The sequence below is a fragment of the Acidovorax radicis genome, from assembly GCF_020510705.1.
Classification (GTDB): Bacteria; Pseudomonadota; Gammaproteobacteria; order Burkholderiales; family Burkholderiaceae_C; genus Acidovorax; species Acidovorax radicis_A.
This window is the reverse complement of sequence record NZ_CP075184.1, coordinates 2,431,970-2,447,819: the sequence shown is the minus strand read 5'-3', so window position 1 is coordinate 2,447,819 and position 15,850 is coordinate 2,431,970. Positions and strand designations below refer to the sequence as shown.

Annotated in this window: 15 protein-coding genes; 10 read left to right on the top strand and 5 right to left on the bottom strand. The window is 64.0% G+C overall.

Annotation, left to right across the window (positions count from 1 at the left end; all coding sequences use genetic code 11):
* Positions 1–112: 112 nt before the first annotated feature.
* Both KI609_RS11245 and KI609_RS11240 read right to left on the bottom strand, forming a co-directional pair.
* A complete protein-coding gene (locus tag KI609_RS11245; protein WP_226450035.1) occupies positions 113–973 on the bottom strand; it encodes a sensor histidine kinase in 861 nt (286 codons plus the stop codon).
* Positions 974–1,020: 47 nt separating this feature from the next.
* Positions 1,021–1,692 (bottom strand): LuxR C-terminal-related transcriptional regulator, encoded by a 672-nt coding sequence (locus KI609_RS11240; protein WP_413463425.1) that lies wholly within the window; start codon positions 1,690–1,692, stop codon positions 1,021–1,023.
* Positions 1,693–2,383: 691 nt separating this feature from the next.
* Here KI609_RS11240 and KI609_RS11235 point away from each other — a divergent pair.
* The 7 genes from KI609_RS11235 to KI609_RS11205 all read left to right on the top strand — a co-directional run bounded on the left by KI609_RS11235 (position 2,384) and on the right by KI609_RS11205 (position 9,545).
* Positions 2,384–2,872 carry a hypothetical protein gene (locus KI609_RS11235; RefSeq protein ID WP_226450033.1) on the top strand — a complete coding sequence of 163 codons (489 nt, stop codon included), beginning with the start codon at positions 2,384–2,386 and terminating at the stop codon, positions 2,870–2,872.
* Positions 2,873–3,173: 301 nt separating this feature from the next.
* Positions 3,174–3,617 (top strand): hypothetical protein, encoded by a 444-nt coding sequence (locus KI609_RS11230; RefSeq protein WP_226450031.1) that lies wholly within the window; start codon positions 3,174–3,176, stop codon positions 3,615–3,617.
* 80 nt (positions 3,618–3,697) lie between these two features.
* Positions 3,698–5,455 carry a DUF4384 domain-containing protein gene (locus KI609_RS11225; RefSeq protein WP_226450341.1) on the top strand — a complete coding sequence of 586 codons (1,758 nt, stop codon included), beginning with the start codon at positions 3,698–3,700 and terminating at the stop codon, positions 5,453–5,455.
* A 40-nt stretch (positions 5,456–5,495) separates the two neighbouring features.
* Positions 5,496–6,734 carry a tetratricopeptide repeat protein gene (locus KI609_RS11220; protein ID WP_226450029.1) on the top strand — a complete coding sequence of 413 codons (1,239 nt, stop codon included), beginning with the start codon at positions 5,496–5,498 and terminating at the stop codon, positions 6,732–6,734.
* Between the two features lie 349 nt (positions 6,735–7,083).
* Positions 7,084–7,491 (top strand): hypothetical protein, encoded by a 408-nt coding sequence (locus KI609_RS11215; RefSeq protein ID WP_226450027.1) that lies wholly within the window; start codon positions 7,084–7,086, stop codon positions 7,489–7,491.
* A gap of 33 nt (positions 7,492–7,524) precedes the next feature.
* A complete protein-coding gene (locus KI609_RS11210; RefSeq protein WP_226450025.1) occupies positions 7,525–8,664 on the top strand; it encodes a DUF72 domain-containing protein in 1,140 nt (379 codons plus the stop codon).
* 401 nt (positions 8,665–9,065) lie between these two features.
* Complete coding sequence (locus KI609_RS11205) at positions 9,066–9,545, top strand: carboxymuconolactone decarboxylase family protein (protein ID WP_226450023.1); 480 nt, start codon at positions 9,066–9,068, stop codon at positions 9,543–9,545.
* Between the two features lie 36 nt (positions 9,546–9,581).
* Here KI609_RS11205 and KI609_RS11200 read toward each other — a convergent pair whose 3' ends face one another.
* Positions 9,582–11,027, bottom strand: coding sequence for a PLP-dependent aminotransferase family protein (locus KI609_RS11200; protein ID WP_413463406.1), 1,446 nt, complete (start codon positions 11,025–11,027; stop codon positions 9,582–9,584).
* Positions 11,028–11,091: 64 nt separating this feature from the next.
* Between KI609_RS11200 and KI609_RS11195 the strand changes: the two genes are divergently transcribed.
* The 3 genes from KI609_RS11195 to KI609_RS11185 all read left to right on the top strand — a co-directional run bounded on the left by KI609_RS11195 (position 11,092) and on the right by KI609_RS11185 (position 13,120).
* Complete coding sequence (locus KI609_RS11195; RefSeq protein WP_226450021.1) at positions 11,092–11,592, top strand: GNAT family N-acetyltransferase; 501 nt, start codon at positions 11,092–11,094, stop codon at positions 11,590–11,592.
* Between the two features lie 361 nt (positions 11,593–11,953).
* Positions 11,954–12,406, top strand: coding sequence for an FMN-dependent NADH-azoreductase (locus KI609_RS11190; protein WP_319003142.1), 453 nt, complete (start codon positions 11,954–11,956; stop codon positions 12,404–12,406).
* A gap of 87 nt (positions 12,407–12,493) precedes the next feature.
* Complete coding sequence (locus KI609_RS11185; protein ID WP_226450018.1) at positions 12,494–13,120, top strand: LysE family translocator; 627 nt, start codon at positions 12,494–12,496, stop codon at positions 13,118–13,120.
* A 42-nt stretch (positions 13,121–13,162) separates the two neighbouring features.
* Here KI609_RS11185 and KI609_RS11180 read toward each other — a convergent pair whose 3' ends face one another.
* Together KI609_RS11180 and KI609_RS11175 are read right to left on the bottom strand one after the other, a co-directional pair.
* Positions 13,163–14,590 carry an MFS transporter gene (locus tag KI609_RS11180; protein WP_226450016.1) on the bottom strand — a complete coding sequence of 476 codons (1,428 nt, stop codon included), beginning with the start codon at positions 14,588–14,590 and terminating at the stop codon, positions 13,163–13,165.
* Positions 14,587–15,828, bottom strand: a complete 1,242-nt coding sequence (locus KI609_RS11175) for a multidrug effflux MFS transporter (protein ID WP_226450014.1) — start codon at positions 15,826–15,828, stop codon at positions 14,587–14,589. Before KI609_RS11175 ends, KI609_RS11180 begins: the two co-directional genes overlap by 4 nt.
* Between the last annotated feature and the right edge of the window lie 22 nt (positions 15,829–15,850).

Sequence of the window (15,850 nt, the reverse complement as noted above, 5' to 3'; positions counted from 1 at the left end):
GGCTTTCTGCCTCACGGCGCCATCGGTTCACGTTCAGGCCAAGGCGGTGCCATTTTCACGGTTTTTCGCTCAAGGCACCCCATACAAAACGACCTATACCCACGCGCAGCATTCAAATAACGAGCCTGTCCGCAAAGTCAAACGACCAATACCCCCCCGCTTCCAGCCGCACCCGCGTGCCACCGCCTTCCGGGGTTTCCTGTGCCAGAAAAAGCCCCGCCCGCAATGCCCGCTCGCGCATGGTTTTCAGGCCATACCCTGGGCTGGATTCAGCAGCGTCAGTGCCCTTCGACAGGCCGATGCCGTTGTCACGAACTTCAATGCACCACACCCCCCTGTTCACTTCGTGGACCATTGTCACCGTGACCTCCGTAGCCTGCGCATGGTGCAGCACATTGCTGAACGCCTCCTGCAGGATGAACACGATCTCGGAGGCAGTAGCGCCGCACGGTACGGGCAGGCCATCTGGCGGCTGGATATTCCACACCAGGCCGATATTGCGCAGCGTCAACACCGGTTCTATGCGATGGCGAAGGCAAGCAAGCCGCAGGGTCAACGGGTCGTTGGACGAAGAGATGGAGTCGACCGCAAGGCGCAGGCTGAGCAGGCACATCTGCAACTCCTGCAGCGTGCGTAACTCTCGGGGATTCTGGGCATCAAGCAGGGCCATGGCAGCCGTCAATTGCAGGCCGACGCCGTCATGCAGGTCACGCGCGATGCGTTGGCGTTCGGCCACTACCTCGGGGCTGGCGCGCTGTCTATATCGCCGGTCACGGAAGAAGGCGCCCAGGAATGGCCGCAGCATGGCCCGGCCCCGAAAAAACAAAGTGACCAGCAGAATCACCTGTAGCGCAATCAGGTAGGCCGGACTCTCGTGCAGGATATGCTGGAGTACATAAACCGTCAGAAAAAGCTGCAAGCACCATATCGCCAGACCGACCAGCAGCAGGCGGCGGTTGCGTTTTTCGAACATGACTGTCTATCGTTGGCGTCAAGTTCTGCCCGGCTACGCCCAATGCGCTAAAGCAGACCCCACAAAGACGCAAACCGCACGGCCTGCGCGCGTGTTCGCACCTGCAACTTGCGATAGATGTTGCGAACATGGGTGTTGACGGTGAGGGTACTGATCAGCAGCCGGGCACCGATCTCTGCACTGGTATAGCCACTGGCCACCAAGCTCAGGATTTCCTTTTCGCGCACCGACAGGTGCTCTGCCTCGTCCTTCGGACGCCTCGCTGACTCTACGGCGTGGGCGCGATCAAACCGCTGTAGAAGCCGCCGCGCCAGTGTGGGTGTAATGGAAGCACCACCATTGGCCACCTGCAACACCGCCTGCAGATAGCTACCGAACCAGGAGTTTTTACCCAGATAACCCGTCGCGCCCAGCTCAAATGCGCGTAGCAATTGGTCATCACTCTCCATCACCGAGATCACTACCGCCTGCGCTTGGGGTCGTACCGTATGCAGATATTCGAGCAATTCGAAACCCAGACCATCCCCGAGATTGATGTCCACCAGCAAAACGTCGAATTCATGCTGTTTGATCGCCTTGCGCCCTTCACGCACGCTGGTTGCTTGTGCAATCAAAAGCGTGCGGGGATCTCCCATAAGCTCTTGAGCGATCACGCGGCGGACGTGTTCATCGTCATCCACAAGCAACACCCGCACGGGTTTCGCTTCCTGGCCCACCATGAAATCGGGCCACACCGAGGGGGGGTTGCTGTACGTCGAAAACAGCCCCGCTCGCACGGCTGCGTGCTGCTCTAAAAGGGCCATATGGGCCCCGGCACTGGCGCCGACATTAATACCGGCATTGACATTGGCTTGCGCACTCTGGTCCACGGGGAGCACTCCTCAAACGGCCTTTTTTAGGCACACCATCACCTCTGGCACGACCAACGATGGAGCTTGAGCGCTGCCCCATCCCAAAAACCTCCCAGCTCAGCGTCCACGCGCAACAACCCAAACCCGTCCGACGCCACCAACGGACGAAGTCCGTCGTTCTCCAAGAGCTGTTAGTACATATTGCAGCAACAAAACGAATCAGATAGTGACAAAAATCAGTGCAGTTTCTTTTGTTACATACCGTAACTACCTAACAATTCAGGGGCGCCAAGACCCATATTTCGCTCCCACAACCCTCGCCAGCAGGGCACTTGGCCCCAGAGGACACACTGCAGATCCCCCAGGCACGCTAACCATTTCGGTGGATTGGCGCACTCTGGCACAAGACACACACTGAAACCAGACAGAGCAGAAACGTGGGGCAAATGGCTTACTCACCCAAGGGCGCCACCCATCGTTTCTCCCTGTCAGGTAGCTGCGATGCTGCGCCCCCGCAGACGTAGCGTGTGTAGAGAAGTGCAATTTCGAAGGAACTGTCATGAAAACCCTTGCTTTCATCGCCTTGAGTGCCATCGCCACCGCCGCCATGGCCACCACCCCGGTCGCCTCCAGCCCAGAGATCGTCATCAGCGGCACATCCAACCAGTTTGCGTCGCTCACCTCCACCTCGGTCAACAACAATTCGACCGGATCCAAGAGTGAGGCCTTCCAAAACCTTGCCAGCAACAGCGGCAACACCACCATCAGCGGCACATCGACCCAATCGGTCGGCGGCATCGGTGGCAATGTGACCAATACCGCGTCCGGCAGCGATGCCTATGCCAGCCAGAACCTGTCCTCCAACGTGGGAGAGGTGACAATCAGCGGCCACTCAAACCAGTACACCATGATGTACAACGCTTCCGTCAACAACCTCTCCAGCGGCAGCAACAGCAAAGCGGTGCAGAACATCGCCAGCAACAACGCCTGCTTTACCTGCCAACCTGCTGCGTCGGCTCAGCAAAGCGGTGGCGGCTGGGGTCATTAAACCCCTGGAGGCGCTGGTCCGGTACTCATGACCGGACAGCGCCGTGCCCCGGGCAATGCGCAACGGCACCCACGCGGACCACGCACCAAGCACCCGACCTCGGGCGGTCTGCGGCATTGCATCGACAGACACTCGCCATGGCAACGGTCTTGGCTGCGAAGCGCTTCTTTTGCGCAGTCGCCGCCCGGGGCGCTCGCCATTGCGGTGTTCCGTCATGCATCGCCCCCATTTTTCGGGAGACGGGGTTTTCAGCGCCACGGCGCCGCCACCGCATCTCCGCTTGCCTTGAAGGAGATACACCATGAAAACACATTTTTCGGTGCCACTCGTTCTGGCGCTACCGAGCGCCTTGGTGACGATCCTGTGCAGCGCAACACCCGCGTTCGCTCAAGCCCCGGGTGAAGACCCGGTCGTGCTGAACAAAAAACTCATCATCCAGATGCAGCCCACCGGCAATGCAGCACCCTCGGGCAACATCGACGGGGCTACCGGCATGCCGTCATGGCTGCGTGCCCGGGTGGCCCGCTACGAAGCCAAGGCATTCTCTGGCGATACCACCGGCATCGCGACCAATAGCGACGTGGTGACAACGGCCAATGCGCAGGGCATGCAAAAAACCTGCGTACAGGAAGTGGGCAGCAACACGCTGTCCAGCAGCAGCACCAGCAACGTCAACCGGTATGGCCCCCAGGCGGCGCCGCAGGTGGTCGTGTTGCGCGGTGATCTCGTCAACATCTGCAACTGAGCCCCACACCCCGTTCGCCACCAGCGCCTGCGCGGCAGGCCGGAGAAAGCACCATGATGCAAACAACACATGCCGCCAGCATGGCCTGGCGCCAGGCTGCGTTCGTGCGCCGTGGCTGGCTTGTGGCCTGCGCCGGCGCCGCCTTGCTGCTGAGCGCGTGCAGCACCCCCATGAACGCTCGCGAGGATGCGGCATTTCAGGGCCAGGCGTCCATTTCGGATCGGCCCGTGGTGCGCCCTACCCGCTCCATTTCCAGCTTTTCCGATTCGCTGATGTGCATGGACCACATGCTGCGCGATGCCCAGTTGCCAACAACACTGATCACCAGCAAGCAAATCCCTGATTACTCAGCGCGCGTACCCGTGGCCACCAAAGACATGGTGATTACCGCCATATCGCAAATGTCCCGGCTGAGCAATGCGTTTCGCTTCGTGGATTACGAAGTGGACATCGCACGCCAGGACACGGTGCAAAACCTCACCACCATCCTGCTCAACAACAACCAGATGCAGCTTCAACGCCCCGCGCTGTATCTGTCGGGCGCCATAGCATTTGTGGACCAGAACGTCATCACCAACCGGTTCGACGCGGGCCTTTCGGGGCCGCGTGTCGATCTCGGCTACAGCAAAAGCCGTGGCGCCACGGTCATTGGCCTGGAAATGCACCTGGGAGACTTTCGCACTCGCACGCTGATACCGGGCCTCGACTCGGCCAATGAAGTGATCGTGGGCAACGGCGGCCAGGGGCTCGATCTTGCAGGCCGCATCGGAACCTATGGTGTGCAGTTCAATGTAGGGCGCGACTACACCCAGGGAGCGGGAGCCGCCGTGCGCACGCTCGTTGAACTAGCCACCATCGAGCTCATCGGCAAATGGGCGCGTGTGCCGTATTGGCAATGCCTCACGCTAGAGCAAAACCACCCCGACTTCCAGCGCCAGCTGCGCGACTGGTATGACGAGGGCGAACCAACGGTCCACCGCCAATTGGTCAAACGCTCACTGGTAAGCCGGGGCTACCTGCCCGCAGGGGGGGAGCAGATGGCCGACAACAGCCCGCTGCTGCGCGTGGCGCTGGCCCGGTTCCAGGCCGATCAGGGCATGGTGGTCACGGGCGTGGTGGACTTCCCCACCTACGAACGGGCGCTGCGCCATTTTGTCGGCCTGGCCGCAGATGGCACGCTGGCGCGTGTGGGCTGGGCCAGCACCCACGCCCAACCCGTGGCCGTGGCCCCGCCGGACAGCGCAGGCGCCGCCGACCCCGCCGCTGCGCTCCTGCCAACCACTGCGCCGCTGGCATATGGCACCACCGCACCTGAGCGTGTCATCAATCTGCAGATCGAAAACATCATGATGGAGCGCACGGCCTTTGAGGTGGGCGAACAGATCTTCCTGTCTGCCACGCTGTCGCGTGCCTCCCATATGCAGTGCTACCTGGCCGATGCCACGGGTACGGTGATCCGCCTGCTGCCCAACGCGGCCAACCCCTCGGGTTGGGTATCCGCGAACCAGGCCGTGCGCATTCCGGACTGGATGAGCCCCAACCCTGGCTTCATCATGGACGCCGCCAGCCCCGGCACCGAAGGTGTGGCCTGCTTCGCCACCGATGAAGACAGCACACAAAAACTGCCCGAAGCCTTGCGCGGCCCGCCGCTCAAATCCATCGTGGGCTACAGCAAGCTCGAAACCATCAACCAGGCCTTTGCCGCTGCAGTGGGTGCCAATGGCTACACCGGCAACGCCATCTACTGGCAGGTCATTCCCCGGCGCAAACAGCCCGCTGCAGCGGCGCCTGCGGGGGGGGCGGTCGGTGCGGCTGCGGCTGCCACGCCACGCAAGTGACACAAGGGGACGGACATGACGTCCATCCGGAGGTACTTTCATGGCCGACCCCACCACTGGTTCTGCGCTGCCACACAACAGGGTACGCGCCACCGCGCGTGCCGCGATCCGTACCGCCATCCCTGTGGTCGTGTGGTGTAGCGCGACCTTGGTCTTTAGCGCGCCTGCAGCCCATGCGCAGGTCCGGTCGCACACCACGCAGGAAACCGCCCCCATCGACCCCCGCCTTCTGAATGCGCCCTCCCCTCAGATGCCAGGCCCAGACGACGCTGCACAGGAAAAAGCCATGGAAAATCTGCGTGCCGCAGCCCAAAGCGCCACCACGCCTTCGCGCGGCAAAAGCACATCGCCACAAGACATCGGCGCCGATCTGTCGCCACGCGATGCCGCCTGGCTGCTGGGCTTGATGGCCCTGCACGGCAAAGCCATGCCCGCCGACCCGGTGCAGGCACAACACTGGTTTGAGCGTGCTTACCTGCTGGGCAACCCGATGGCCGCCGCAGGGCTGGCCTGGTGCCAGATCGACGGGTGTGGCGCCCCCCCCAACCCCGCACTGGCGCGCACCTGGATCGACCGGCTGCGCAAGGCGGCACCGGGTCGGGCGCTGTTCCTCGAATGGCTCCTTGCCAACCAGTTGGCCCCGCTGGACATTGCACGGCCGGGCCCACTGGACCAGGCCCAGCCAGCCCCAGCCACCTACCCGGCAAAACACCGCGACCTGCTGCTGCGCGCAGCCCAGGCCGGCGACTGCCACGCCCTCAACGAACTCGGGTTGGAGAACCTCGCCGCCGGGCGCCTGGACATAGCCCTGCGACAGTTTCACGCCGCAGCCCGGCAATGCGACGCGGCCGCCAACAACGCCCGCCTGCTGGCCGAGCGCATTAACGCCGCCAAGAATCCATCCACGACGGCCAACCCCAATGCGCACACAGAGTGGCTGCAGGCCCGCAAATACCACCGGGGCGAGGGAGTACCCGCCAACTACACCGAAGCCATGCGCCTGTACCAGCAGGCGGCAGCCAAAGGCAGCCGGGAGGCCAAGCACATGCTGGAGCTTATCTACTCGCGCCCCGGCCCCCAGGGGGGCGTTGATATTGCGTGGATGCAGCAGCTGGCTGCGCTGGAGATCGGGGCGGACGGCGCGGTGCTGCAGCAAGCACCGTCTTCAGGCCCGGCACGCTTCGGGCATGACCCCACGCCGCTGTATGACCTTTTGCCCAGCCAATGGCGCAGCGCACCACGCGCAATGCCGCAAGCGGCCGAAACCACGGTGCGCTGAGCGTGCTCCCCGGGGCGCACGTTAGTTATCGCCTGCACGTGCAGGCCATACCCGCAGCGGTGGCCCGACCTACCCAGGAGGCTGTCGGACTGGGAAACCCGTCGGCTACATGTCGGCCGCACGTCGGCCGCACGTCGGCTGCACGTCGGCTGCAATTTGGCCGCAGCAGCCCATTTTTGGCTTCACGGCTCGTCGCAAACACCGTCTTCTTGCCCCACAGCTCGGCCATAGGGCTACAGATCCGCTAAAAACTGTGCGCGCCAGGGCCGAGTTTCGCTGATCGACGCTCCAGGTCCGACAGCCTCCTAGAATGCCAAGGCTTGCCGATCCCCCGCGATGCTTGCTGCCCATGAATACCGATGTCCCCTTCCCCATCCGCACCGAATGCCCCCCGGGCACCTGCGTGTGTGAGCGCGACGCGCTGCTCGCGGCGCCGCAGGGTGACGTGCGCATTCTTCGCCTTACGCGCACCGAAGAAAAGAAACTGCTGGAACGCCTGGAGAACCTGACAAGCCTGAGCGATTTGCGCCACATGCAGGCGCGCATAGAGCAGCAACTGGGTGTGCGCATGACGATCACGCCCAGCCCCAACGAAGTGCGCAGCCTGCGCGGTATTGCCATACTGGTGCTGGAGCAGCCCGGCCTGTGCCGCAAGACGCGCCAGGCCATTCCCGCAGCGATTCGCAAAAGCATGGACCAACGCCCCGAAATCACCTTTGATCTACTGAACGAAGGTGGTCTGTTTGGGGCGCTCTAAGAACGTGTTCACGATCTAAAGCCGCGCCACCGCATGCAAGATGATCTTTTTGGCGTACCGCTGGTGCCGGATATGCCGCCAGTCCCGCCAGACCCGGCCGCAAAAAAAGCAGCCCGCAGAACCCACCGCGCCGACGCCGCAGATGCCGCCGACGGCGACGCAGCGCAGCCCTCAGCACCCACACCACCCCGTCGCAGGGGCATTCAGCCCGCACCCGGATTAGACGTTTGGAGCCCCCTGGCTGCCAAACTGCCGCCAGGCCTGCGGCTGGGCACGTCGTCATGGAGCTATCCGGGCTGGAAGGGATTGGTATGGGAAGGCGAGCATTCCCAGCCCATGCTGTCCCAATCCGGCCTGCCGGTGTATGCGCAGCACCCGCTCATGCGCACGGTCAGCATTGATCGCGGTTTCTACCGGCCCCTCACCGCCAGCCAATACGAGCGCTATGCCGCGCAGGTGCCCGACGATTTCCGGTTTGTGGTGAAGGCGCCCAGCTTGGTGACCGACGCGCTGGTGCGCAGCGAGGATGGCCAGGGGCGCCAGCCCAATTCCGCATTTTTGGACCCTCAACTGGCAACGCAGGAATTTGTGCAGCCAGCGCTCGATGGCCTGGGCCACAAGACGGGCGCGCTGGTGTTCCAGCTCAGCCCCCTGCCCCTGCACGAACTGGGCCGATTGCACGACGTGCTCGAAAGGCTGCGTGCCATGCTGCTGATGCAGCCAGCGCTCCAGCCCACCGCCCCCGACGGTGTGCTGGCCGTAGAAGTGCGCGACGCGCAGTGGCTGGCGCCCGACGTCATGCCCCACTTTGCCGATGTGCTGCGAGAAACCGGCGCCACCTATTGCCTGGGCCTGCACCCCAAGCTGCCGCCACTGCAAGAGCAACTGCCCCTGCTGCGCCTGCTCTGGCCCGGCCCCATGGTCTGCCGCTGGAACCTGCACCCAATCCACGGCGCATATGGCTATGAAGACGCCGAAAAGCACTACGCCCCCTACGACCGCATCCACCACCCCGACCCCAAAACACACACGCTGCTGGCCCGCACCATCGCGGGGGTCACCGGCCGTGGGCAAAACACCTACGTCACCATCAGCAACCACGCAGAGGGATGTGCGCCGCTCACGGTACGCACACTGGCTGAACACATTGCGGCGCTGCGCCCGGCAGCGTAGCCTTCGCGCACGCGAGCCCTCGGCACCACGCGGCCGGAAGCGGGCCATCCACCCATACCGCACGCAGTGCACATCTGATTTGCTTCACTATTGATAGCTTCTCGCGCTTTATACATAAGCGCTAGAGGCCAATTTAGCCTTAAAACCCTGCAGAACAACGCCTGCGCATCAGCCGCACGACCTTGGCACCTTTGCGCTCCAAACCGCAACAAGCGCTGTGCCCCGCCCCCGTGATGGCCCAGTCCAAAACACCATTCTTGGCCCTATGGGGCTAGGCCACATATGCCCACAATCATGGCTAACCGAACTGCAGCAGCCAGCGCTTTTTGTGCGCCGCCAGCAGGCAGCGGTTTTCTCGAAGTCCCGATCCTTTTTTTGCTTTCACCTTGACGGAGCCAGCCATGTCCCAACGCCTCGACTATTTTCAGTCGTCTCCCGACGCTGCCAAGAAGTACATCGAATTCAACACCCTGCTGCACAAGAAGCCATTTCTTGCCGAAGTCGGCCATCTGGTCACGCTGCGTGCGTCCCAACTCAACGGCTGCGCCTTCTGCGTGGACATGCATGTGAAAGAAGCCAAGATCCACGGTGAACGCGAACTGCGCCTGCACCATGTGGCGGTCTGGCGCGAGTCCACGCTGTTCTGCGCGCGTGAACGTGCCGTCCTCGAATGGACGGAAGCCCTGACCCACCTGGGCGCGCATGGTGTGTCGGATGCAGTTTTCGACAGCGTGCGTGCCGAGCTGTCGCAAGAGGAGCTGGCCGACCTGTCGTTCCTGATCGTCGCCATCAACGGCTGGAACCGTCTGAGCGTCGCCTTCCGCGTCGTGCCTGGGTCGGCCGACAAGCTGTATGGACTAGAGAAAGCCGGGCTGTCCTGAGCGCCCGCGTTTCCCCGCGAGGTTCGACCGTGCGATCTACAGCGTCTGGCGAATCAATGCCCCCAGCTGCTCGGCGTGCGCCGTGGTCGTGCAGTTGGTAAAGCTCAGCAGGAGGGCCGAGTCCGTGCTGCCCGACGACCACCCATTCGATAGCGCTTGCACGGCCATGCCGTGCGCCAGCAGCTTGCTGGCCAGCGACTGGTCGGTGCGCTCGCCGGGCAGGCGCAGCACCAGGTGCATGCCACCGGGCTGCGGCTCGGCACGCAGGCGGCCTTGTAAACCTCGCTCCAGCGCGGCGATGGTGGCCGCGCGCCGATCGGCATAGAGGCCCCGCATGCGCTGGATGTGGCGCGAAAAATGGCCCTCGGCCATGAAGCTCGCCACCATGGCCTGTGTGATTGCGGGCGTAGCGGCCGCGAAGAAGATATGACCCACCCGTTCAAAGGCTGCCACCTGGGCCTTGGGCACCACCAGATAGGCCAGCCGGATGCCCGGGAACAGCACTTTGCTGAATGTGCCCGCATACAGCACGCGGCCACGCCGATCCAGGCTGGCCAGGGCGGGCAGCGGACGGCTGACATAGCGGTACTCTCCGTCGTAGTCATCTTCCAACACCCAGGCGCCCTGCGCCCCCGCCCATTCCAGCAGCGCCTGCCTTCGCGGCAACGACAAAGACATTGACAGCGGGCTTTGGTGCGCTGGCGTGACCGCGACCACTTTGGCATCGGGCGCCAAGGCGATGCCACGATCCACGTCCAGCCCCTGGGCATCGACGGGCACAGGCACAGGCACCAGGCCCGACTCGCGCAGCAGCTGGCGCGTGGGCGGGTAGCCAGGGTCTTCCACCCAGGCCCGCTCGCCCCGGTGCATCAGCGCCAGAGCGGCCAGTTGCAGACTGCTGCGATAGCCCGTGGTGACAAAGACCTGGTGCGCTCCGCAATCGATGCCGCGTGCCACCTGCAAATACGACGCAATGGCACTGCGCAACGCGGGCAACCCGTGTGGTGGCGGGTAGTCCAGATCGGCAGTCTGCATGCCACGCAGGTAGCGCGCCCCCAAGCGCGCCCAAATTTTGCGGGGAAACGCATCCAGCGCCGGCACGCCCATCTGAAACGGCAACAGTTGCGGCGGGCGCCACAACATGTCGTGTGCCGGAGACGGGGCCGACGGCTCCTGCACGCGCTCCTTGGCCAGTGAGGGCGCCGCAGCTGAGAATTGCAGCGCCGGATTGATCACCGTGCCCGCTTGCCCGCGGGCCAGCAAATAACCCTCGGACGCCAGCAGCTCGTAGGCCAGCTCGACGGTGCCACGCGCCACACCCAGCTCCTTGGCCAGAGCGCGGGCCGATGGCACGCGATCGCCCGGCGCCAGCGTGCCTGCTGCCAGCGAACCGCGCACCCTGTCATAGAGCTGCCGGTACAGCGGTTCACCGCCCTGCGGGGCCAGTGGCGTGAGGGCACCGAGCGCATTGGCGGGCATCATGGCCTAGTTGATATGTCGATTCATGGTTCATGGAATTGTGGCATGCACGCCCTAGCATGGCGCCATGACCACTTCGCACTCATTGCACTCTTTGCCGCAGCACCAGCCCAGCGTGCTGGACCTGGCAGACGGCGCGCTGCGCCCACTCGATTCGGCAGGCGACCTGCGCATGGCCACGCCGCTGATGCGTGAGCTGCGGCCCCATCTGGGGGGCGAAGACGATTTCGTGGCCCGCGTGGCGCGCATGCGTACTCAGGGCTATCACCTCGTCGGCGCCTTCGGATCAGACGGAACCTTGGTCGCGCTGGCAGGCTATCGACTGCAGGAAAACCTGGTCTATGGCCGCTTTCTTTACGTGGACGACCTGGTCTCCGCCGAATCCCATCGTGGAAACCAATGGGGATCACGCTTGCTGCGAGCGCTCGACCGGGTGGCGCGCGCAGAAGGCTGCGCACGGCTGGTGCTGGACACAGGCCTGGCCAATGCACGCGCCCAGCGCTTTTACTTTCGCGAAGGGCTCTATACAGGCGCACTGCGTTTTCAAAGGCCGCTCGACGGAGGTTGATCCATGCGCTCCGCCCCCTCTTCTTGCACACCGTGTGTTGAATGGGCCCACCTTTTTCACAACGCCATGAATGCCATGAATGCCATGAATGCTGCCGCCACTCTCCCTGCCACACCTGACCGTCCCGTGCACGTGCTGCGCATCATCGCCAGCCCCCGTGGGCTGAATCCGAAAGCCGCCGACTGTCGCAAGAGATTCTCGAAGCGCTCACCTTGCAGGCCGGTGGCCGCACCCTCCACACCACCGATCTCGACACCCACGAGCTGCCAGCAGTTGACGGTGGCTATGCCGCTGCACTGGCCTCGCCAGCCGATCCGAAGAGCCCCCGGCCCAAGGCACCGCACTGCATCGGTCGGACCGCTTGATTGCACAACTCGATGCGGCCGACGTGGTTGTCATCGCCACACCCATGCACAACTTCACACTGCCGTCGGCGCTGAAGGCGTGGGTGGACCATATCGTGCGAATACGCGCCACTTTCAGCGTCACACCACAAGGCAAGGTTGGCACGCTGCGTAACCGCCCCGTCTATGTGGCGATCTCGTGCGGCGGGTTCATCAGTGGTGAGCGGGCGCGCCAGCCCGACTTCTTGCGGCCTTACCTGCAACACACCCTGGGCACCCTGGGGCTGCATGACGTGCATTTCATCAGCGTGGAAGGTACGGCCCTTGGCGAGGCCGCACTCCAGGCGGGGCGCCAACGCGCTAGCGAAGCCGTGGCAGCCTTGTTCGCCCCACATGCCTCCTGCCTGCGCACGGCCACCAATGGGACGCCTCTCGACAGACACCATGAGGCCGAGAGCGCCCTGGCGTGATCTGCAGAACGCTGTAGCCAGGGCACCCCGCTACCACGAGACCGCGCCAGGCCGCGAAGCGCCATCAGACGCTTTTATGATCAGCGCATGCTCACGCTCTCGCAGTCTCTCTCGTTCCTCCTCGTCGCCGTCCTCATCACGGCCACCCCCGGGCCTGACAACCTGATGGTGCTTGGCATGGGCATGTCCAAGGGCCGCAGGCAGGGCATTGCTTTCGGCCTGGGCTGCGCGTTGGGATGCCTGAGCCACACGGTGCTGGCGGCCATCGGGGTCAGCGCGCTCGTTGCGGGTTCGCCCATGGCCTTCACGCTGCTCAAGTGGGTCGGCGGGTTGTATCTGGTCTGGCTGGGCATTCAGGCACTGCGCAGCCGGGGCGGCACACAGATGGACTCGGCCAGCGAGCGCAGCCAGACGCTGCGCGGCCTGTTCGCCAAGGGGCTGGTGGCCAACGCCATCAACCCCAAGGTGGTGCTTTTTTTCCTGTCGTTCCTGCCGCAGTTTGTGGTGCCTTCCCAAGGCAACGTCGGGCTGCAACTGGGCCTGCTGGGGCTGCTGTTCACGGCACAGGCTGCCGTGCTGTTCGCGCTGCTTGGCTACTTTGCCGGCGCCATCGGCGGCTGGCTGACACGCAGGCCCCGCGCGGGCCTCTGGCTCGATCGCATCGCGGGCATGGTGTTCGTCGGGTTGGGCCTGCGCATGATCATGGCCCGCTGAGTGCGGCCAAGGCGGCCTGCCGCTCACAACCGCTCCGCCCCTTCAAGCCGAGGTGCGTACGCGCATCGTGCTGCAAATGCCGGCCAGCACGGCGCTTGCAGCGGCCAGCATCAGTGCGATGGACTCACCCCGGCCATCGTGCTGGTTCCACACCGCATAAATGGCCGCCAGCACCACGGCGCCCAAGGTCTGGCCGGTGAGGCGCGCCGTGCCGAGCATGCCGCTGGCTGCGCCACTGCGGTGCAATGGGGCCGACGTGACGATGGTGTGGTTGTTGGGGGACTGGAACAGTGCAAAACCCGCACCACACAGCACCATGCGCCACACCACGTCCCCATCGGCGGCATGTGCAGGCAGCCATGCCAGGGCAAGCAGGCCACACGCAAAGATGGCCATGCCAATGCCACCGAGCAGCCCATCGGCATAACGACCGATGAGCCGGCCTGCAATGGGCGCCACGATGACGATGGCCAGTGGCCATGCGGTGATCAGCAGCCCCGCCTCGATGTGTGAGCGGCCGTGCACCTCCAGCAGCAAAAAGGGCAGCGATAAAAAAGCCAGCATCTGGGCACAAAACGCGCTCACCGACGAACCCATCGACAGTGCAAACACGGGCTTTCGCAGCAGATCCACAGGGAACAGCGGCGCAGCCAGGTGCCATTGGCGCCGCACATAAAACACCCCCAGGCCCACACCCGCAGCCAGCAGCAGCCAGCCCATACCGGCCCCCTGGGCTGCGGCACCTCGCACACCCAACTGCTCACCGCCGATGAAAATCAGCGTGAACATGGTCACGTTCAGAGCCACGTCGATGAATGAAAAACGCGGTGCTCCGTGCCCCTTCACCCCTTTCACGATGTTATGGGGCAACTCACGCCGACCCAGCCATACCGTGAACAGACCCAGCGGCAGGTTCAGCGCAAACAACCACTGCCACGAAGCCACTGACAGAATCGCCGCTGCCACTGAAGGGCCAGCCATCGACGACGTCGCTACCACCAGCGAATTGATCGCCATGCCCCGCCCCAGCAGCGCACGCGGATAAATCAAGCGCACCAGCGCAGCGTTCACACTCATGATGCCCGCCGCACCCAGCCCCTGCAGCGCACGCGCCGCGACCAGCGTCCACAGCGAGGACGCCAGCATGGCGCCCACCGAGGCCAGCGTGAACAGCGTCATGCCCACCAGATACACCCGCCGATAGCCAAAACGATCGCCCAGCGCAGCCAGCGGCAGCAGCAACACCAGTGCCCCCATCTGGTAGGCGTTGACCACCCAGATCGCCTGCGACGCACCGGCGTTCAGCTCATGCGCAATGCCTGGCAGGGCGAGGTTGACAATGCTGCTGTCCAGCACGGCCAACGTCAGGCCCAACACAATGACCAGCATTGCCTGGCGACGGGCCGGATCGCTCAGGCCGTCATGCCCAAAGGCTGGCAAAGAGGCGGGGGCAGGCGCACCGGTATTCATGAGCGGGGGGCGCGTTGCACGTTCTGCACGTTGTGCGCGCCGTGCACGCGGTGCGCCCGCGCGCCACCGAGCGTGACCCACGTCAGGGCCCCCCCTACCAACGCACCGGCCGCCATGCCAATCACCATGGGCAGCGGCTCCCCGTTGGCAAAAATGCCGACCAGGCCCATGGCCGCCGCCCCCATCAACATCTGCAGCGTGCCCAGCAGCGCCGACGCCGTGCCTGCAATCGCCCCGTGTTCTTCCAGCGCCAGCACCGAAGCCGTAGGAATCACCAGCCCCATGAAGCCGCTGGCCACAAAATACAGGGCCAGCAGCACGGCCAACGCATCACCACCGGCAAGGTAATAGGCCAGCAGGGCCAGCATCACCACCCCAGCGGCCGACACGGCAAATTTCACGGTGGGCACCAACCCAAAGCGGCGCCCCATCCGGGCATTGAACTGTGCAGACACAAAAAAGGCCGCCGCATTCACCGAAAACGCCAGGCTGTACTCCACAGGCGTCAGGCCGTAGTGGTTGATCAGCACAAACGGCGAGCCTGCGAGGTACACAAAAAACCCGGCCATCGAGCTCCCCCCGATGAACACCAACCCCAGGTAATGCGGGTCGCGCAGCAACAGCCAATAGCCCGCCAAAGCGCTGGCAAGGCTGCTTTCACGCCGCTCGCTCGCAGGCCGTGTTTCGCCCAGGCCTTGCGACACCAGGACCAGACCAGCCGCCGCCGCAATCGCCACGGCCCAGAACACGCCGCGCCAGCCCACCACCGCGATGACGCCACTGCCCGCCAGCGGCGCCAGCAGCGGCGAAACGCTGAACACCAGCATGAGCAGCGACATGAGGCGCGCCGCCTCGGCGCCAGTGTGCAGGTCACGCACCACGGCGCGCGGAATGGCCATACCGGCCGCAGCGCCCAGCCCCTGCACAAAACGCAGGGCCACCAGGGTCTGAATGTCGGTCGCCAGCGCACAGCCCACACTGGCCAGCAGGAAAAGCGCCAGCCCCGCATACAGCGGCGGCTTGCGGCCCACCATGTCGGACACCGGGCCATAAAAGAGCTGACCCACGCCCAGAGCAACAAAAAATGCGGTCAGGCTCCATTGCACTGCACCCACTTCGGCGCGCAGGCTCGCGCCAATCGCGGGCAGCGCGGGCAAATACATGTCGATGGCAAACGGGCCGATGGCCGAAAGCAGGCCCAGGATCAGGGCCATCTTGAAAAAGCGGGAAAAAGGCATAGCCCGCGATTGTGACAAATTA